At 67.8% G+C, this 19,272-nt stretch carries 13 protein-coding genes; 8 read left to right on the forward strand and 5 right to left on the reverse strand.

Annotation, left to right across the window (positions count from 1 at the left end):
* A partial coding sequence (locus tag HCC78_RS11695; protein WP_172328959.1) for a TetR family transcriptional regulator C-terminal domain-containing protein occupies positions 1–599 on the reverse strand: 599 nt, incomplete at its 3' end.
* Between the two features lie 141 nt (positions 600–740).
* On the opposite strand from HCC78_RS11695, the gene HCC78_RS11700 reads away from it, so the two are divergent.
* Positions 741–2,000 carry an Hsp70 family protein gene (locus HCC78_RS11700; RefSeq protein ID WP_172328960.1) on the forward strand — a complete coding sequence of 420 codons (1,260 nt, stop codon included), beginning with the start codon at positions 741–743 and terminating at the stop codon, positions 1,998–2,000.
* Positions 2,001–3,726: 1,726 nt separating this feature from the next.
* Here HCC78_RS11700 and HCC78_RS11705 read toward each other — a convergent pair.
* The 3 genes from HCC78_RS11705 to HCC78_RS11715 form a co-directional block, all read right to left on the reverse strand.
* Positions 3,727–6,027: a methyl-accepting chemotaxis protein gene (locus HCC78_RS11705; protein ID WP_172328961.1), complete on the reverse strand. Its 2,301-nt coding sequence runs from the start codon at positions 6,025–6,027 to the stop codon at positions 3,727–3,729.
* A 23-nt stretch (positions 6,028–6,050) separates the two neighbouring features.
* Positions 6,051–6,980 carry a substrate-binding domain-containing protein gene (locus HCC78_RS11710; protein ID WP_172328962.1) on the reverse strand — a complete coding sequence of 310 codons (930 nt, stop codon included), beginning with the start codon at positions 6,978–6,980 and terminating at the stop codon, positions 6,051–6,053.
* A 90-nt stretch (positions 6,981–7,070) separates the two neighbouring features.
* The gene (locus tag HCC78_RS11715; RefSeq protein ID WP_172328963.1) at positions 7,071–8,141 is read right to left on the reverse strand and encodes an AI-2E family transporter; all 1,071 of its coding nucleotides are present in this window, start codon (positions 8,139–8,141) and stop codon (positions 7,071–7,073) included.
* Between the two features lie 175 nt (positions 8,142–8,316).
* Here HCC78_RS11715 and HCC78_RS11720 point away from each other — a divergent pair, with 175 nt between their 5' ends.
* The 3 genes from HCC78_RS11720 to HCC78_RS11730 all read left to right on the forward strand — a co-directional run bounded on the left by HCC78_RS11720 (position 8,317) and on the right by HCC78_RS11730 (position 11,936).
* Positions 8,317–8,793: a winged helix-turn-helix transcriptional regulator gene (locus HCC78_RS11720; RefSeq protein ID WP_172329041.1), complete on the forward strand. Its 477-nt coding sequence runs from the start codon at positions 8,317–8,319 to the stop codon at positions 8,791–8,793.
* Positions 8,794–9,055: 262 nt separating this feature from the next.
* The gene (locus HCC78_RS11725) at positions 9,056–10,531 is read left to right on the forward strand and encodes an NAD-dependent succinate-semialdehyde dehydrogenase (protein ID WP_172328964.1); all 1,476 of its coding nucleotides are present in this window, start codon (positions 9,056–9,058) and stop codon (positions 10,529–10,531) included.
* 34 nt (positions 10,532–10,565) lie between these two features.
* Positions 10,566–11,936, forward strand: a complete 1,371-nt coding sequence (locus tag HCC78_RS11730) for an aspartate aminotransferase family protein (protein ID WP_172328965.1) — start codon at positions 10,566–10,568, stop codon at positions 11,934–11,936.
* Positions 11,937–11,955: 19 nt separating this feature from the next.
* On the opposite strand, the gene HCC78_RS11735 is transcribed toward HCC78_RS11730, so the two are convergent.
* Positions 11,956–14,475, reverse strand: a complete 2,520-nt coding sequence (locus HCC78_RS11735; RefSeq protein WP_172328966.1) for a cation:proton antiporter — start codon at positions 14,473–14,475, stop codon at positions 11,956–11,958.
* A gap of 353 nt (positions 14,476–14,828) precedes the next feature.
* On the opposite strand from HCC78_RS11735, the gene HCC78_RS11740 reads away from it, so the two are divergent.
* From HCC78_RS11740 to HCC78_RS11755, 4 genes are all read left to right on the forward strand, one after another.
* The gene (locus tag HCC78_RS11740; RefSeq protein ID WP_172328967.1) at positions 14,829–16,433 is read left to right on the forward strand and encodes an ABC transporter substrate-binding protein; all 1,605 of its coding nucleotides are present in this window, start codon (positions 14,829–14,831) and stop codon (positions 16,431–16,433) included.
* A gap of 62 nt (positions 16,434–16,495) precedes the next feature.
* Positions 16,496–17,503 (forward strand): ABC transporter permease subunit, encoded by a 1,008-nt coding sequence (locus HCC78_RS11745; RefSeq protein ID WP_172328968.1) that lies wholly within the window; start codon positions 16,496–16,498, stop codon positions 17,501–17,503.
* A 5-nt stretch (positions 17,504–17,508) separates the two neighbouring features.
* Positions 17,509–18,405, forward strand: coding sequence for an ABC transporter permease subunit (locus HCC78_RS11750; protein ID WP_371743816.1), 897 nt, complete (start codon positions 17,509–17,511; stop codon positions 18,403–18,405).
* A 4-nt stretch (positions 18,406–18,409) separates the two neighbouring features.
* A complete protein-coding gene (locus HCC78_RS11755; RefSeq protein ID WP_172328970.1) occupies positions 18,410–19,057 on the forward strand; it encodes a hypothetical protein in 648 nt (215 codons plus the stop codon).
* Positions 19,058–19,272 lie beyond the last annotated feature (215 nt).

Below are 19,272 nucleotides of genomic sequence, written 5' to 3' on the forward strand. Positions count from 1 at the left end.
GTGGTCAGGAAGGCCTCCGCCTCGCCGAAGCGCCCGGCACTGCGCGCCTCGCCCAGCACGGCGCAGACCTGCAGGTCGAAATCGGCATAGTGCTGGGTCATCGACCAGACCGAGAAGATCAGGTGGTGCGGGTCGATCGGCGCGATCCGCCCGGCAGCGGCCCAGGCGGCGATCACCTGCGCCTTCTCGTCCACCAGCTTGCGCAGCCCGTCATGCAGGATCTCGTCCAGCAGCGGCGCGCCGCGCAGGATCTCGGTGGCGAATAGGCGGCTTTCCCGCGGCATGCTGCGCGACATCTCCAGCTTCCGCCGCATGTAGGTCAGGATCTCCTCCAGCGGCTCGCCCTCGGCAGACAGCTCGCGCAGCGGCGCGATCCAGGTTTCCAGCAGGCCGCCCAGCAGCTCGCTGTAGATCGCCTCCTTGCCGTCGAAATAGTAGATGATGTTCTGCTTCGAGAGCCCGGAGGCGGTGGCGATCTGTTCCAGCGTGGCGCCGCGCAGCCCCTGTTCGGAGAACACGTCCAGCGCCGCCTCGAAGATCGCCCGGCGCTTTTCCCGCTGGATGCGGGTCAGTTTGCGGGTGCTTCTCGCGCGGCTCATCCGGGTCCTGCCTGCCTCTGCTCGGTCATCATCCGTCCCTGCTAGCAGCCGCCGCGGCGAATGTCCCGCCTGTCGCTGCGGCGCTTGCCACCCGCGGCGATCCGCGCTACGCCGCCGGGCTCCGCCATACCGGGGACCGCCATGCAGACCCAGACCCTCGCCATCGATTTCGGAACCTCCAACACCGCCGCGGCGCTCGCCTGGGAGGGCGGCATCTACCGCATCCCGATAGAGCGCGGCGCCGAGACGCTGCCCACGGCCGTATTCTTCCCGGCCTCGGGCGCGGCGATGCGCATCGGCGCCTCCGCTGCGGAGGCGCTGATCGCCGGCGAGGAGGGGCGCTACATGGCCGCGATGAAACGCGTCCTCGGCCTGCCGCTCTTCGGCGAGACGCGCTGGATCGGCGACCGCCGCCGTTCGCTCGCGGATATCGTCACCGCCTTCCTGGCCGAGCTGAAGGAGCGTGCCGAGGCGGCGACCGGCATGCGGTTTTCCCGCGCGCTTTCCGGCCGTCCGGTGCATTTCCACACCCGCGCGCCCGAGATCGACGTGCAGGCGGAAACGGACCTGCGCGCCTGCTATCTCGCGGCGGGGTTCGAAGAGGTCGCCTTCCTCGCCGAGCCGGAGGCGGCGGCGCTGGCCTGCCGCGGCAAGGGACCGGACGGGGGTGTCGGACTGGTCGTCGATATCGGCGGCGGCACCTCGGATTTCACGCTGTTCCGCGAGGAAGGCGGCGGGATCGATGTCCTCGCCAGCCACGGCATCCGGCTGGGCGGCACGGACTTCGACCATTCGGTCTCGATGCGCCATGCCATGCCGCTCCTCGGTCTCGGCGGGGAATTGCGCCGCGAGATGGGCGACGGCCGCGTGCCGGTTCCGGTCGCTCCCTACCGCGACCTGGCCACGCGCGACGCGATTCCGTTTCTGTACACGCCCGAAACCCGCCGCATGGCTGCCGGTCTCGCGCGGCTGGCGGTCGAGCCGGAAAAGCTCGGCCGGCTCTGCGAGCTCCTGGAGACGGAACTCGGCCACGAACTGGCCTTTGCGGTCGAGCGCGGCAAGATCGAGGCCAACCTCAGTGGCGGCCAGGGCCGCATCGCCATGGATTTCCTGGAACCGGGGTTGTCCGCGCCGGTCGGGCCCGCGAGCTTCGCTGCCGCCGTCGAGGGCCATCGCCATGCGTTGCGCGAGGCAGCGGCCGAAACGGCGCAGCGGGCCGGGCTGCTGCCGGAACGGATCGGCAAGGTCCTGCTGGTTGGCGGGTCGAGCTTGATGGGCTTCGTCGCCGGGGAAATGCGGGGCCTGTGCCCGGAGGCTGCGGTCCTGCAGGCAGATGCCTTCACCGCGGTAGTCGACGGGCTGGCGCTGGCCGCCCATGAAAAGCGCGGCGCGGCCTCCTAGCGGGAGAACTCCATGGCGGCAGGAGCGCTGGAGGAAGGCACGCAACCAGCGGCCTTCGCGCAGCGCGGAAGCGCGGGCCTTGATCGACGCGCTGAAAGAGGGGGCCGCACGGGCTTGTTGCAGGACTCACCGAGGGTCTGGAGTCACGTCGTGAACCCCTTGCGTCGAGACCCCGCCATGACAAAGCCTGGGCCTGCCCGCGACGGCACAGCCAAGCGGACATCCCGCAATGCCGCGCCGAAGCGGCGCGGCTCGCTCCGGTCTGGCTCGTGCCAAAGGAAGGCCGCCCGGGGCGCTCGCCCGTCTCCCCTGAATGAGGAGGATCGGCAGATGGTCCGGGGGAGTCCGGACCGGTCTGTGCCAGTGGCAAATCCTCCGGGAGAGGATTGGAGGCCGGACAGGTGGAGCGTTGCCCGACGCCAACAATCCGGGCCTGCCTGACCCTCAAGGTCCTTCTGGGGCTGCCGTCGGCCAGGGTGAGCCATCGCGGCGCTGTCGGTCCGGGGCCGATGGGCGGCGGCGAGGAGGGGGGAAGGCGAACCTACCGGAGCTTGCGGAACCAAGCTGGTCCGTGCCCTTCGCCGGGCAATCCGTCCCCGAGGTGGATTTCCTGTCCTCGTCAGTTCAGCACCCTGTCACGCCGTCAGGGCGAGACGGGACCGTGGCGCAATTGGCGCCGCGAAGGCCCGTCGCACAACGGAGGTCGCCATCCCGTATCGCGGCTCCAAGGGCGCGGTTTGCTCGCGGCGCAAGATCTACCTCGGGATCGACGGGGAGCAGGGAGGATCGGGAAGCCGTCCGGGAGAGTTCGGTCCGGTCCGCGGAAGCGGCAAATCCTCCGGGGCCGGATTTGAGGGGTGGACGGGCGGAGCCCGGCACAGCGAACATGGAGCTCCGGGCGGTCGAGGTCACCTCCGGCAAGGCCGACGATGCCGAGCCGGTGAACGCCACCAGTCCGGGCGACCTGGCGAGGGATGCTGCCCGGGACGCTCGGCTGGCTCCCCGCGAACGAGGAGATTGCCACGGTGACGGCCGAGTTGCCAGCGGATGCGCCATCGGTTCGCGCCCGATGGGCGACGGCAGTCAGGCCCTCGTTCCCGCCCCGCCGCAACGTCAGGCCATGGAAGCCGGACAGTGCCGTAGCCCGGGCGCGCAACGAGATCCTGCGGGCTTCGAAGCATGTTGGCCGGGCGCTCCGGCGCAACTGGAGCGGTTGTCAGCGGCGCAGCAGAGTCGAGATATGAGCCGGATCGGGAAAAGGTCCGTGCGACATGTTCCCCGGCGATTGGATGAGTTGCGCGAAGTCGCTTGGCCAGCGGATGATGTCTGTTCGGCATCGGCTTCGGACCGACGGCAGCGCGATGCCTCACCTTCCACCCACAGGTTGCCGGGGTCCAGATCCGGGTGGAGGCACTCAACCGCTTCACGGCCCCCGACATCCCGGTCATCATGGCTGCGGGATAAGCGTGCCCGGGGAAAGAGCAACTGCGGTCGTCACCTGATTTGCGCAACCGCGCCGAGCGGGGACTTTTTCGGGGGCTCATCAAGTCAGTGCATCGCGACGCGAAGGATGGACGTATACGGTGCGGACACGGGTGTCGGGCCCGCAACGGGATGATCGCGCATCATTGGCTGCCCTCTGGCAGCTCTCTGCCTCCCGACGTGCGCATAGATGGCGCCAACTAGCGGAACCTGCGACCGGAACGGGGGCGCGCTGACGCTTGGCTCACTCGCCCACTGCCCGTTTGCTGAACGTTGAGTGCAACGCTGTCCCGCTAGTGCCATCGCGTTCGCCGCCGCCGGGAATTCCGGCTTTCCCGGTGGCACGCGGGCCATCTCCGCCCTGGCGGAATTTCGCCACTTCGCTGGCGAGGGTCTCCGCCTCGCGGGTCAGGTCCATGGTCGAGGCCGAGGTTTCCTCGAAGATGGCCGCATTCTGCTGGGTCATGGAGTCCAGCTGGTTGGTGGCCGTGTTGATTTCGCGGACGCTGAGCGATTGTTCGTCGGCAGTAGTGGCGAGGGCGGAGATGTTCTCCGCGATGCCGTCGATCAGCTTGACGATGCCGTCGAGCGAATTGCCTGTCTGCGCCACCCGGTCCACGCCGTCGCGGACATTCTCGTTGCTCTGGCCGATCAGGGTTCCGATTTCCCTGGCCGCATCCGACGCACGCTGCGCCAGCGCGCGGACCTCCGAGGCGACAACCGCAAATCCGCGGCCGGTCTCTCCGGCCCGTGCTGCCTCCACCCCGGCATTGAGGGCCAGCAGGTTGGTCTGGAACGCGATGTCGTCGATGACATGAATGATCCGGCTGATCTTTTCCGAAGATTCGGAGATGGCCTCCATGGCCGCGATGGTGCTGCGGACAATGTCCTGCGAGGCCTGTGCCTCGGAGCGGACCTGCAGGGCGGCCTTTTCGGTCGTGCGGGAATTGCCGGCCGAGGACGCCGCGCTGGCCGTGAGCTGCGCGACGGCGGCGGCAGTCTCTTCCAGAGTGGCCGCGGTCTTCTCGGTCCGCTTGGCAAGGTCGGTGGTGACGCTGGACACTTCCGTCGAGGAGGACAGGATGTTCTGCGAGCTTTCGCGGATGACGAGCACCAGGCGGGCGAGCGCGTCGATCGTGCGGTTGAAATTCAGCCGGAGCTCTTCGTAGCCGGGGGGGAACTCTACGTCGATGGAGGCGGTGAGGTCTCCGTCGGCAAGCCGGTCGAGGCTGTCGGCCAGCGTCGCCACGACCTGCTGCTGTTCGGCCAGCCGCGCTTCGCGCTCCTGCTGTTCCCGGGCGTCCCTCTGCTGGCGTTCCTGCTGTTCGCTGCGCTCGCGTTCCAGAACTGCGCGCTCCTCTTCGGCCTTGCGCTCCATTTCGGCGCGCTCTGCCTCCAGTTTCCGGCGCTCCTCTTCACGGCGCAGGGCTTCCTGTGCAGCCGTGGCCTTCCGGGCCTCTTCCTCCAGCTGGCGGTTGCTGATGATGTTGTCGCGGAAGATGGTCAGAGCTTCGGCAAGATCGGCGATTTCGCCGCTGCGTCGGCGCATGCCGTCCATGGCGGAGGTGTCGCCGTCCGCGAGCTGGCGCGTGCGGCGGATCAGCGATTGCAGCGGCCGCACGATCGACTTCTGGGTGACTGTCACCGCAAGCAGCACGGCCGCGGCGGCCAGCGCGCCGAGCAGCAGCAGGTTGCGGCTGGCGGTGTCGGACTTGGCGGTGAGCGCCCTGGCATCCCCGTCCAGCGAGCGCAGCGCCTCCTGCGCCAGAGTTGCCGCGCCGGAGCCGAGCTTTTCCACGGCGGCGAGGGCGGAGGTCGCCTGGCGGTGCGCCTCGAGACGCGCCGCGAGTTCGGTCTTGCGCAGTTCCAGCAGGTCGGTATCGCCATCCGCGAGCGACAGCAGGGTCCGGGACGCCTCCGGCTCGGACGCCATCAGCGCGAAGCCTGCCGAGTCGAGCTGGGACCGCAGCTCGGTGCCGAGCGTGTTCAGCCCGTCTTCTCCGGTGGCGCGGGAGACCTGGAAGGCCAGGCTCAGCAGGCCGGTGAAGTCCACGGAGGCGGCTGCGCCGGAACCGCCGAGCGACACGAAGATGCCCGAGAGGGCCTCCAGCCCCGCGGCGAAGCCCGATGCTGCGGCGATCTCGTCCTCGCGGGCCATGGCCAGGCTGAGCATGCTGAATTTCAGCTCGGACAGCTTGGACGCGAGTTCGATCGCCTGGCGCGGCGGCCGCGTCCTGGCAATGTCGAAGAACGCGTCGAGCGCTGCGCTGCTTTCGTCCGTGGCAAGAGCGAGGTCCTCGGGCGTGCCGGCCATCAGCAGCTGTGCGAAGCCCTGCGGCAGTGCATTGCTGCGGGCCATGACTTCGGACGTGGACATCAGGTTCGGTACGCCGTGCCGGGAAAGCCGTTCCATTTCGCCTGCGAAATCTCGGAGCAGGACATTCGCCAGCAGGAGCGCAAGGGCCATGATGGCTGCCAGGCTGACGATCGCACCGGTGATCCGGAATGTCAGGCCGGAAAAGAAGCGGCTGAGGAATTGGGTCATTTGCGGGCGTTTCCTGCTGCCTGTCAGTTGCTCGGAAGGTAGGAGCCGAGATTTTCCGGCGTCACCAGTTCGAAGGGCACATAGATGATGCGCTCGGTCCCGCCGTCGCCGCGGGCCAGGGCCAGCGCCGTGGCGACCGCGCTTTCGGCCTGGCCCCGCGCATTCTGGAGCACCGTTGCATCGAGCACGCCGTCGCCCATCGATTGCAGCGCGACCGCGGTGGCGTCGATGCCGGTCACCATGATGCGGTCCTTGTCGAGGCCGGCCTTGCCGATCGCGTCGATCGCGCCGAGCGCCATGTCGTCATTGTTGGCGACGAAGGCATCCGGGACCCGGCCTGCGGCAATCCATTCTCCGGCCCTGGCGGACGCCTCGTCGCGCGACCAGTTCGCGAAGCCCTCGTCGAGCACCTCGATCCCGGCGCAGCGCGGCGTGCCCAGCAACGCGTAATAGTCCAGCGTGCGGGAGCGCGCGGCGGAACTGACGAGGTCGCCGATCAGGAAGGAAACCGTGCCCTTGCCGCCCAGCCGGTCGCAGACATGGCCGAATTCCAGCGTGCCGGACTCGGTCTCGTCGGAGCCGACATAGCTCTGGCCTTCCGGCAGGACCGCGCTGTTGATCGGCTCGACATTGACGTAGACGATCGGGATCCGGGCCTTTTCCGCCAGCCGGGACACGCGCAGCCCGTCATCCGTGCTGAGCAGGTTGACGATCATCACGTCGACGTCCCGGCCGATGAAATCGGCAACTGCGTCGAGCTGGGCCTGGCGGTCGCCGCCTGCGTCGTGGATCACCGGATCGGCCGCGCCCGCCGCAGCCAACGCCGCCTCGATATGGCCGGTCAGCGAGGCGGTGAAGGTCCAGGCGCCGTTGCTCATCGTTACGGCGACCTTCTGTGCGTGCCCGGCGGCGGGCAGGCAGAGGCAGAGCAGGACCAGCAGAGATCGGAACATGGCGGACTCCCGGATGCGGATGCGCGGCCCGGATTCCGGGCGGCTGCCGACCGGGGTAAGCCCTTAGGATGAAGAATTCCTCTCCGCCGCTCAGCTCCCGGGCCGGCCGTCGCGCTGGCCGACATCCGAAATCAGCACGGCAATCGGCCGGGTTCCGGGGAATTCGCTGAAGATGATCACCAGGACGCTGGTCAGCGGCACTGCCAGGATCGCCCCGGAAATCCCCCAGAGCGCCGACCAGAAGGACAGCGCCAGGATCACCACGAAGGGCGAGAGGTTCAGCTGCCGCCCGATCCAGCGCGGCTCCAGCACCGATCCGACGAAGATCTGCATCGCCGTCAGCAGGAGCGTCAGCACCACCGTGCGCCAGATCTCGCCGAACTGGGCGAAGGACAGCATCACCGGCAGCATCACCCCGATCCAGGAGCCGAGATAGGGGATGTAGTTCAGCAGCCCGATGCAGACTGCCCAGAACAGCGCGAAATCGACATCCATCGCCCAGAGCACGCCGTAGCAGAGCACCCCCAGCACGATGTTCACCAGCGTCTTGACCGTCAGGTAGTCGCCGATCTTGCGGTTGATCTCGCCGCCGATCTCCAGCAGCCAGTCGGCCTCGCCTTCGGCGCTGAAGGCGGCAGCGATCTTCTTGGGGAAGCTGGCCCACTGGCCCATCAGGAAGCCGGCATAGATGATGATGATGAAGACAGAGCCGGCCAGGCTGGTCAGGGAGGCGAAGAGCCCGCCGATCCGGGAGGGCAGGTCGAGCTGGCCGAAGGCGAGGCCGCGGATGTCGTCCCAGGTCGGATCGCTCTCGGCGCCGAAGGCTTCGGCGGCGCGCACGGCGAAGGCCTCCAGGTTGGCCTGGTAGACCGGCGCGCTGTCGGCCATCTCCTCCAGCGTCACCGCCACGACCGCCGCCATGGAGAACAGCCCGACCACGAAGGCGGCCAGGATCGCCATGTGCAGCAGCCAGCCGGGAAAGCGGCGCAGCACCGTCCAGCGGCGCAGCCAGGCGGCACCGTTGATCAGCACGTAGACCGCGATCACCGCCGACAGCACCGGCACGATCACCGCCTTGCCGACGATCAGGATCCACCCCGCCATGAGCGCGATGCCGAGGGACAGGAAGATGGTCTGCAGGAGGCTGGTCGAACCGGGCATCGGGGGCACTCGTCGGAAAGGGTCGGGCGGAGCCTATCGCGCGGGCATCGGCTGCCGCAAGCGCGGGCAGCCGGGCTGCGGCGCCGGCTCCGGGCGGTCCCGGCATTGCAGCCCCCCTGCCGGGCAGGCTAGGCCGGAGGGGCCGGACGGACCGGCCAGGAGGACAGCGCCCGTGATCAAGCTCGACGCCCGCGACATCGAGATCCTCCGCGTGCTCGCGCGGGAGGGACGGATTTCCAAGGCGGCCCTCGCCGAACGGGTCGGCCTGTCGCCGACCCCGGCCTGGGAAAGGCTGCGCAAGCTGGAGCGCGCCGGTCTGATCGAAGGCTACCGCGCCGAGATCAACCTGCGCGCGCTGGGACCTTCGGTGACGGTGTTCGTGGCGGCGGAGCTGGGGGATCACACCCAGGCGAGCTTCCGCCGGTTCGAGGCGGCGCTGGGGGCGCATGACGAGATCACCGCCTGCTGGGCGCTCGGCGGCGGCTTCGACTACCTGATGCAGATCGTGACCCGGGACGTCGATGCCTATCAGCGGCTGATGGATGCGCTGCTCGACCAGCGGATCGGCATCGCGCGCTACTTCACCTATGTGGTGACCAAGCAGGTCAAGGGGGGCGGGCCGCCGCCGCTGGAGATCCTCGCCGGGGACTGAGCGGGGCGCCCGTCCGCCGCCAGCCAGGGCACGCGCCATCCGGAGGCCGGCGCTGGCCCGACTCGGCTGCCCTCGGGAAGAAGGGCCCGGCGGCAGCCGGGTCGGGCCTTCCTGCCCCCCGGCGGGCCGCGGGGCGGCCGGCGGTCCATGCGGCCTGCGGAAGCCGCCCGAGCCAGTCCGTCCCGCCTGCAGAAAGCCTGCATCCGGTCTCTTCCCCTGCCTTTGACAGGGCATCTTCCCTGCAGAGGAAAGGAGACTTGCCATGCTCGACACAGTGCTTTCGGCCCGCCCCGACATCGGAGACAAGCGTCTCCTCCGCAGCTTCGCCTATCTCGGCGGCAAATGGGTCGCCGCGGAAACCGGCGCGACCTTCGCCGTCACCGACCCGGCCAGCGGCGCCCATCTCGGCGATGTCGCCGCGCTCGGCGCGGACCAGTCCCGCGCCGCGGTCGATGCCGCTTCCGGCGCCTTTCCGGCCTGGTCGGCGCTGCTGCCGCACGAGCGGGGCGCCATCCTGCGCCGCTGGCACGGGCTGATCACGGACGCCAAGGAAGACCTCGCGCGGATCATGGTGCTCGAGCAGGGCAAGCCGCTTTCCGAGGCGCGCGGCGAGATCGACTACGCCTCCTCCTTCGTCGAATACTATGCCGAGGAGGCCAAGCGGCCGAACATCGAGAGCGTCACCTCGCATCTGCCCGATGCCGAGATGGAGCTGTGGATGGAGCCGGTCGGAGTCGCTGCGCTGATCACGCCCTGGAACTTCCCCTCGGCGATGCTGACCCGCAAGGCGGCCGCCGCGCTGGCCGCGGGCTGCACCGTGGTGGCGCATCCTTCCGCGGAGACCCCGTTCAGCGCTCTGGCGCTGGCCGAGCTGTCCGAGCGCGCCGGGATGCCTGCGGGCGTGTTCAACGTGATCACCGGCCATGCGCCCGAGATCGTCGGCGAATGGACGGCGGATGCCCGCGTCCGCGCGCTCAGCTTCACCGGCTCGACCGAGGTCGGCCGGCTGCTCTACCGCCAGTCGGCGGAGACAGTGAAGAAGCTGGTGCTGGAACTCGGCGGGCATGCGCCGGTGATCGTCTTCGCCGAGGCCGATCTCGACCGCGCCGTGGCTGAGACGGTGAAGGCGAAATTCGCGACCTCCGGGCAGGACTGCCTCGGTGCCAACCGCATCTACGTGCAGCGGCCGGTCTACGACGCCTTCTGCGCGAAATTCACCGCGGCGGTGAAGGAACTCACCATGGGCCTGGGCATGGACGACCCGGATATCGGCCCGCTGATGAATGCCCGCGCCGTTGCCAAGCAGCAGGAGCACGTGCAGGATGCCGTTGCCAAGGGCGCCAAGATCGCCTGCGGCGGCAAGGTCAGCCCGCTGGGCCCGCTGTTCTTCGAGCCGACCGTCCTGACGGACGTGCCCGCGGATGCCGCGATCCTGCGCGAGGAAACCTTCGGCCCGGTCGCGCCGGTCCTTCCCTTCGACACCGAGGAGGAGGCTGTCGCCAGGGCCAATGACAGCGAATACGGCCTCGTCGCCTATGTCCATGCGATGGACCCGCGGCGCATCTACCGGCTGAGCCGCGCTCTGCAATACGGCATGGTGGCGGTGAACCGCACCAAGGTCACCGGCGCGCCGATCCCGTTCGGCGGCGTCAAGCAGTCCGGCCTGGGCCGCGAAGGCGCCCGCGCGGGCATGCAGGACTTCATGGAAATCAAGTACGTCTGCCGCGACTGGGCATGACGCAACGCAACCGGATCCGAAAAGAGGACATGACATGCTGACCAATGACCAGCTCGCCAAGTGGGACCGCGACAGCTTCTTCCACCCCTCCACCCATCTCGCCCAGCATGCCCGCGGCGAGACCCCGAGCCGGATCATCAAGACGGCGAAGGACTGCACGATCGTCGACCGCGACGGCCGCGAGCTGCTTGACGCCTTCGCCGGTCTCTACTGCGTGAACGTCGGCTACGGCCGTCCGGAGATCGCCGATGCGATCGCCGAGCAGGCGAAGGAGCTGGCCTATTACCACGCCTATGTCGGCCACGGCACCGAGGCCTCCATCACGCTTGCCCAGATGGTCCTCGACCGCGCGCCGTCGCACATGTCGAAGGTCTATTTCGGCCTGTCGGGCTCGGATGCGAACGAGACCAACGTCAAGCTGATCTGGTACTACAACAACATCCGCGGCCTGCCGGAGAAGAAGAAGATCATCTCGCGCTGGCGCGGCTATCACGGCTCGGGCCTGATGACCGGTTCGCTGACCGGGCTGGAGCTCTTCCACAAGAAGTTCGACCTGCCGCTGGCCCAGGTGATACACACCGAGGCGCCCTATTACTACCGCCGGGCGGACACCGCGCAGAGCGAGGCCGGGTTCGTCGCGCATTGCGTGGCCGAGCTGGAGGCGCTGATCGAGCGCGAGGGCGCGGACACGATCGCGGCCTTCATCGGCGAGCCGGTTCTGGGCACCGGGGGCATCGTGCCGCCGCCCGCGGGCTACTGGCAGGCGATCCAGGAGGTGCTGGCCAAGCACGACATCCTGCTGGTCGCGGACGAGGTCGTCACCGGCTTCGGACGCCTGGGCTCCATGTTCGGTTCCGAGCATTACGGGCTCAAGCCGGACCTGATCACCATCGCCAAGGGCCTGACCTCGGCCTATGCGCCGCTTTCGGGCTCGATCGTCGGCGACAAGATGTGGTCCGTGCTGGAGCAGGGCACCGACGAGAACGGCCCGATCGGCCATGGCTGGACCTATTCTGCCCACCCGATCGGTGCGGCGGCGGGCGTTGCCAACCTCAAGCTCATCGACGACCTGAATCTCGTCGAGCAGGCGGGCAAGACCGGCGCCTATTTCCAGGCGGCGCTGCGCGATGCGCTGGGGGCCCATGCCAATGTCGGGGAAATCCGCGGCGAAGGTCTGATGTGCGCGGTGGAATTCGTCGAGGACCGCGAGAAGCGCGCCTTCTTCGACCCGTCCCGCAAGGTCGGTCCGGCCATCGCCACCGCGCTGGCCTCCGAGGGCGTGATCGGCCGGGCGATGCCGCAGGGCGACATCCTCGGCTTCGCGCCGCCCTTCTGCCTGACCGAGGCGGAAGCCGACCGCATCGCGGCCTCGACCGCGAAGGCCGTGGCCTCGGTGCTCGGCTGAGACATGGACCGGGGGCGGCTCAGCCGTCCCCGACCAGCGACTTGAGCCGCTCCAGGCTCTCGCCCGGCAGCTCTCGCTCGGCGGCGCTTGCCAGGATCGCGCTGCGCACGGCCCCGTTGGAGCGCAGCATCTTCATGAACCGCGTCTCGTCGAGCACAAGCAGCGTCGTCGGCGCGATGGCCGAAACGTCGCCGCGGAACTTGCGCCCCGTCAGCATGGCAATCTGGCCGAACATGTCGCCGCGGCCCAGCCGGTAGGTCTGGATCGGGGTCTTCACCTCGACGGCACCGCTGGCAATGAAGAAGACCGACCGCGGCGTATCGGTGCGCCGCCGGATCAGTTCGCCCGGCCCGGCATAGCGGGTCAGCATCGAGCGGCCCAGCCGCTTCACCGTCTTGTCGTCGAGATCGGCGAAAAGCGGCAGCTGCCGCGCCAGATCGGCCCGCCGCAGCGTCAGGTCCAGCTTCGGCCGCGCGCGCTCCTTCGCCATCAGCCGGTCGATCTGAGCCGCCAGCGTCTGGTGCAGCTCCGGCCCGATCAGTCCCTCTTCCAGCAGGTCGTCCATCTCCTGCCGCTCCAGCCGGAGCGAGATGCGCCGGATGAACTTGCGCTCCAGCTCCTCGGCATAGCCGGGATATTGCAGCTTGAGCCCCTCCAGCGCCTGTTCCACCGTGTCGATGCGCCGGTCGACCAGCTCGTGCAGCAGGTCGGCGACGCGGCGGCGGTGGATGCGCCGGATGCGCGTGTCGATGAAATCGTGCAGCCCCTTCAGAACCAGCCTCTGGCTGAGCAGGAATTCGAAGCGGTTCGCCGTCATGTTCGCCAGCGGCCGCGAGATGCGCGTGCGGTTGTCGAGCACGACCGCCAACCGGAACCAAGTGCTGAAGCCAAGCCCTTTGCGGTAGGCCGCGCGGTAGCCCGAGCGCCCGCCGGTCCGCGTGGCCTCCATCACCCGGGCGGCAAGTCCGCGCGCCTGTTCGTAGAGCCGCGCCGACATCAGCCCGGCCTCGAAGCCGCGGTCGACGAGGTCGCGCTCGTGCCCGGCCAGCGCGATGAGGCCCAGCGTGATGCGGTCGCGGTCGAGGATGCCCTTCTCGGATTCCGCCGCTTCCACCGCCTTGTCCAGCCGCTCGCCGAATTCCTTGGCCTCGGTGCGGGCGATCTCGCGGGTCAGGTCGTAGTTCTCGGTGGCCTGCGACACCCGCTCGCGCACGGATTGCAGGGCCACGGCGACGATCTGCTTGGACAGCGCGGTGTCGATCGGCGAGAGCCGGTCGAGCTTCAGCCAGCCGATCACCATGCGCAGAGTCGTCCCCTGCACGATCAGCGTGAACAGCGTGTAGCCGGTGGCGAGGATGCCGACCATGCGCTGGGTCGAATCCGGAACGCGGGCGTTCTCGGTCACGGCCAGCGCCAGCGCCAGCGTGACCGCGCCGCGCAGCCCGCCCCAGAGGATCGCCGCCTTGTAGGGCGTCTCCACCCGCGGCGAGAGCCGCAGCAGCGTCAGCGCGGGCAGAAGCAGGAACAGCACCACGGCACGCGCGGCGAAGGCCGCCAGCGCCACGACGGCGACATAGCCCGCATCGGTCCAGGTCGCGGTCGCCATCAACTCGGGGATCAGGATGGCGGCGAGGATGAAGATCAGCGCCCCGGCCCAGTGGGCAAGGATGTCCCAGGTCTCGGTCAGCTTCTGCCAGCGTGCCGGATCGATCCGGCCGGGACCGGCGAAGTTCAGCGTCAGGCCGCAGACCACCACCGCAATCACCCCCGAGGCCGAGACGAACTGTTCCGTGATCACGTAGGACAGGTAGGGCAGGGCGACAGAGACGCTGACCTGCGCCAGCTCGAAGCGGTTGAGCATCGCCATCAGCCAGATGCCGATCCGCGCCATCACCCATCCGACCGCGGCGCCGCCCGCGACGAGATAAGGGAACTGCCGCAGCGCGTCGGAGATCGTCGGATTCGGCATGCCGACCATCACGAAGGTGATGAACAGCCCGAAGAGCGCGATTGCCGCAGCGTCGTTCAGCAGGCTCTCGCCCTCGATGATCCGGCCCAGCCGCTTCGGCGCGGAAAGCGAGCGGAAGATGCTGGCCACGGCCGAGGGGTCGGTGGTCGAGACCACCGAGCCGACCAGCAGCCCGACGAAGAGCGTGGTGATCCCCAGCCCGTAGAGCGCGCCGCCGATGAACAGCGTCGACAGCACCACGGCGATCACCGCGAGCAGCAGGATCGGCACCCAGTCGTCGAGGATCCGGCGGATGTCGATTCCCAGCGTCACCTGGAACAGCAGCGTCGGCAGGAAGATGTAGAGGAACGAGTTCGCCCTGATCGGCAGGTTGGTGAGGTTCTCGGCGATGAAGTTGAGTTCGTTGGCGAAATCCAGGCGCAGGAAAAGCGCCGATCCGGTGCCGATCAGTATGCCGACGATGGCGAGGATCACGCTGAAGGGAAGCCGCAGCCGCTCCGCCAGGGGCTCGCAGATGCCCACGACGAGAAACAGTCCGGCAGTGATGGCGGTAAGGGCGACGATCTCCATGCGCGTCGTGGGGTCCGTTCGAGGCAAAGTTTCGGTTGCAGCGCGGCAGGCGCCGGAGCCAATATATAGGGGCCGCCGGGAAAAGCCCTCCCCCGGCAGGGCCTGCGGCCTGCGGCTTACGCGCCGGCCCCGCCCCGGCGGGCGGAAAGCCGCCGCGGCGCCTGCCGTTCGGGCTCTGCCCTGAAACGCGCATTTTGCGGCCGAAGTCCGGTTTTCCTGCCGTGACGCCGCGACAGAGATTGACCAAACGGTCAAGATTCAGGACATAGCGGGCAGGGGGAATATGAGGAGCCGGTCCATGACGCGAGACCGGAACTGTTTCCCGCATCCAACAGCGAGTGAAAGGATACTCCATGACCCGCTTTGTCCGCCGTCTTGCCGCGGTTTCCGCGCTGGCGCTCTGTGCCGCCGCGCCGGTCGCCGCCAAGACCTTCATCTATTGCTCGGAAGCCTCCCCCGAGGGCTTCGACCCCGCGCCCTACACGGCTGGCACCACCTTCGACGCCTCGGCCCACCCGATCTATTCGCGCCTCGTCGAGTTCAAGAAGGGCACGACCGAAATCGAGCCCGGCCTGGCGGAAAGCTGGGAAGTGTCCGAGGACGGCACGGAGATCACCTTCCACCTGCGCCAGGGCGTCAAGTGGCAGTCCAACGACGTCTTCGCCCCGTCGCGCGAGTTCAACGCCGATGACGTGATCTTCTCCTTCGACCGCCAGGGCAATGCCGACAACCCGATGCACGGCTACCTGCCGGGCATCAGCTACGAATACTTCTCCGCCATGGAGATGGGCGACCTGATCGCCTCGATCGAGAAGATCGACGACTATACCGTCAAGTTCGTGCTGACCCGCCCCGAGGCGCCGTTCATGGCCAACCTCGCCATGCCCTTCGCCTCGATCACCTCGGCCGAGTATGCCGACACGCTGATGGCGGCAGGCACCACCGAGGACTTCAACAACAAGCCGATCGGCACCGGCCCGTTCAGCTTCGTCGCCTACCAGAAGGACGCCGTCATCCGCTACAAGAAGAACGCGGATTTCTACGGCGAGGCGCCGAAGATCGACGACCTGGTCTTCGCGATCACGCCCGACGCCTCGGTGCGCCTGCAGAAGCTGAAGGCCGGCGAATGCCACCTGATGCCGTACCCTTCCCCGGCGGACCTGGCGGACATCAAGTCCGACAGCAATCTCAAGCTCGACAGCCAGCCGGGCCTGAACGTCGCCTATCTCGCCTACAACACCACCGTGCCGCCCTTCGACAATCCGAAGGTCCGCAAGGCGCTGAACATGGCGATGAACAAGCAGGCGATCATCGATGCCGTGTTCCAGGGCGCGGGCCAGGTCGCCAAGAACCCGATCCCGCCGACCATGTGGTCCTACAACGACGCGATCGAGGATGATGCCTACGATCCCGAGGCCGCCAAGGCGATGCTGGCCGAGGCAGGCGTGGAGGGTCTGAGCATGGAGATCTGGGCGATGCCGGTGCAGCGTCCCTACATGCCCAACGCGCGCCGCACCGCCGAGCTGATGCAGGCGGATTTCGCCAAGATCGGCGTCGACGTGCAGATCGTCTCCTATGAATGGGGCGAATACCTGAAGAAATCGACCGATCCGTCCCGCAAGGGCGCGGTGATCCTCGGCTGGACCGGCGACAACGGCGATCCGGACAACTTCCTGGCCGTGCTGCTTTCCTGCGCCGCGACCGGCGACGGCGGCTCGAACCGCGCGCAGTGGTGCGACGACCAGTTCTCCGACCTGATCACCCGGGCCAAGCAGATCTCGGACCAGTCCGAGCGCGCGAAGCTCTACGAGGAGGCGCAGGTCGTGTTCAAGGACCAGGCGCCCTGGGCAACCCTTGCCCATTCGACGCAATACGTGCCGATGCGCGCCAATGTCGAAGGCTTCGTGATGAGCCCGCTGGGCGACTTCACCTTCGAAACCGTCGACATCGCCGAGTAAATCCGGTTTCCTGACACTTGCCGGGCGCGTCCTCGTGGCGCGCCCGATTTCATGGAGGGCCCATGCTCCGATTTTTCCTCGCAAAGCTGCTGTACCTGATCCCGACCTTCATCGGCATCACCATCGTGGCCTTCGGCTTCGTCCGGGTGCTGCCGGGCGATCCCGTCCTGCTGATGGCCGGGGAACGCGGGATCACGCCGGAACGCCATGCCGAACTGTCGGCGCAGCTGGGCTATGACCGGCCCTTCCTGATCCAGTACCTGGACTTCCTCGGCCGGCTGTTCCACGGCGATCTCGGCACCTCGCTGGTCACCAAGAAGCCGGTGCTGACCGAGTTCCTCGCGCTGTTCCCGGCCACGGTCGAACTGGCGGTCTGCGCCATCCTGATCGCCACGCTCGTGGGCGTGCCGGTCGGCGTCCTGGCGGCGATCAAGCGCGGCTCGCTCTTCGACCAGATCTCGATGACCGGGGCGCTGGTCGGCTTCTCGATGCCGATCTTCTGGTGGGGCCTGCTGCTGATCATCTTCTTCTCGGGCACGCTGGGCTGGACGCCGGTCTCGGGGCGGATCTCGCTGCTCTACTATTTCGACAACGTCACCGGCTTCATGCTGATCGACAGCCTGCTCTCGGGGCAGGAGGGCGCATTCCGCTCGGCGGCCAGCCACCTGATCCTGCCCTCGATCGTGCTGGCGACCATTCCGCTGGCGGTGATCGCGCGGCAGACCCGGTCGGCCATGCTGGAGGTGATGGGCGAGGACTATGTCCGCACCGCCCGCGCCAAGGGCCTGACCCAGCGCCGCGTGGTCTCGGTCCATGCCCTGCGCAACGCGATGATCCCCGTGATCACCACGATCGGCCTGCAGGTCGGCGTGCTGATGGCGGGCGCGATCCTGACCGAGACGATCTTCTCATGGCCGGGCATCGGCAAGTGGATGATCGACAGCATTTCCCGCCGCGACTATCCGGTGGTGCAATCCGGCCTGCTGATGATCGCGGCCATCGTGATGATCGTGAACCTGATCGTCGACCTGACCTACGGTCTGATCAATCCGAGGATCCGGCACAAATGACCGACATGACTCCCGAACGTCTCTCCACCTGGACGATCCGCCGCCGGATGGCCGCCGAGTTCTGGTTCTATTTCAGCCAGAACCGCGGTGCCGTCGCCGGGCTCGCCGTCTTCGCCCTGCTGGTCCTGACCGCGGTCTTCGCGCCCCTGCTGGCGCCGCATGATCCGATCCTGCAGTACCGAGACGCGCTGCTGGTGCCGCCGGCCTGGACTGCCGACGGCTCCGCCGAATACCTGCTGGGCACCGATGCGGTCGGCCGCGACATCCTCAGCCGGCTGATCTTCGGGGCGCGCTATTCGCTCTTCATCGGCATCGTGGTCGTCTCCATAGCGCTGTTCGGGGGCATCCTGATCGGGCTGCTGGCGGGCTTCTTCGGCTCCTGGATCGATGCCGTGCTGATGCGCGTCATGGACGTGATCCTCGCCTTCCCGTCGCTGCTGCTGGCGCTCGTGCTGGTGGCCGTGCTGGGGCCGGGTCTGACCAACGCGATGATCGCCATCGCGATCGTCTACCAGCCGCATTTCGCGCGCCTGACCCGCGCCGCGGTGATGGCCGAGAAGAACCGCGAATACGTGGTGGCGGCGCAGGTGGCGGGCGCGGGCCGCGCGCGGCTGATGTTCAAGACCATCCTGCCGAACTGCCTGGCGCCGCTGATCGTGCAGGCAACGCTCAGCTTCTCTTCCGCCGTTCTCGACTCCGCCGCGCTCGGCTTCCTCGGCATGGGCGCGCAGCCGCCCGCACCCGAATGGGGCACGATGCTCGCCGAGGCACGGGAATTCATCCTGCGCGCCTGGTGGGTGGTGACGCTTCCGGGCCTCGCGATCCTCGTCTCGGTGCTGGCGATCAACCTGATGGGCGACGGGCTGCGCGACGCGCTCGACCCCAAGCTGAAGCGGAGCTGAGCGCATGGGCTTCGCGTCTGACCCCCATGTGCTGCAGGCCGTGATCGCGGGCCTCCTGACCGGCGGCGGGATTTTCTCCGCCGGCCTGGTGGCCGTGCTCGCCTGGCTCCGCATCCGCCGCGTCGAGGCGGAACTGGCGGAGCTCCGGGAGGCGAAGCGGCGCGGCGACCTGCTGGCGGCGCTCTGGAGCGAGATCGGGCTGGTCTGGATGAATATCCAGACCCAGGGATCCTACGAGGTCAAGAAGAAGGCAGTCGCAGAGGCATTCGCGGCCGCGCGCCGCGCGGGGGACCAAGGCTACACGCCCTACGTCACCAAGCTCGCGGTTCCGCTGATGGGCGAACGGATCTCCAGGGATGCCGAATTGCTGGACAGCGAGGAACTGCAGCTGGTCCTGTCCTTCTACAACCAGGTCCTCAGCCTGAACCAGATGATCGAAGAAATGCAGACGGACCGCTTCCGGACGCTGAGCCTGAACCGCAAGGAAAAGATCCTGCACGACATGTACAGGGTCGAGAACCGGCTTGTGCTCAATGCCGGAGCCGCCTTGAAGCTGCTCGAGCAGGCAGGCCCGGTGCAGGGATTCACTGCCCGGATTCCGCCGTCATTCCAGTTCCGGGAGGCGCTCGATGCGGCCCGCGCCTTTGCCTAGCCCGGCATCTGTCGGCAGTGATAGAACCGCGATGGCCCGTATTCCCCGGGAACGGGAGGAAGCGGCGCCTCCTCTTCGTCTCCGGGGCCGGTTTGTTCCTCTTCCTCTTTCTCGTCCCGATCGGAGCCGGGTGCCGCATGTGATGCGCAATATACTCGTAACATTCGAAAAACTCTGTTTGTTGCGAAAAACAGTGTACCCCAAAAATGCATCTT

This window comes from Mangrovicoccus sp. HB161399 (genome assembly GCF_013184745.1).
Lineage (GTDB): Bacteria > Pseudomonadota > Alphaproteobacteria > Rhodobacterales > Rhodobacteraceae > Mangrovicoccus.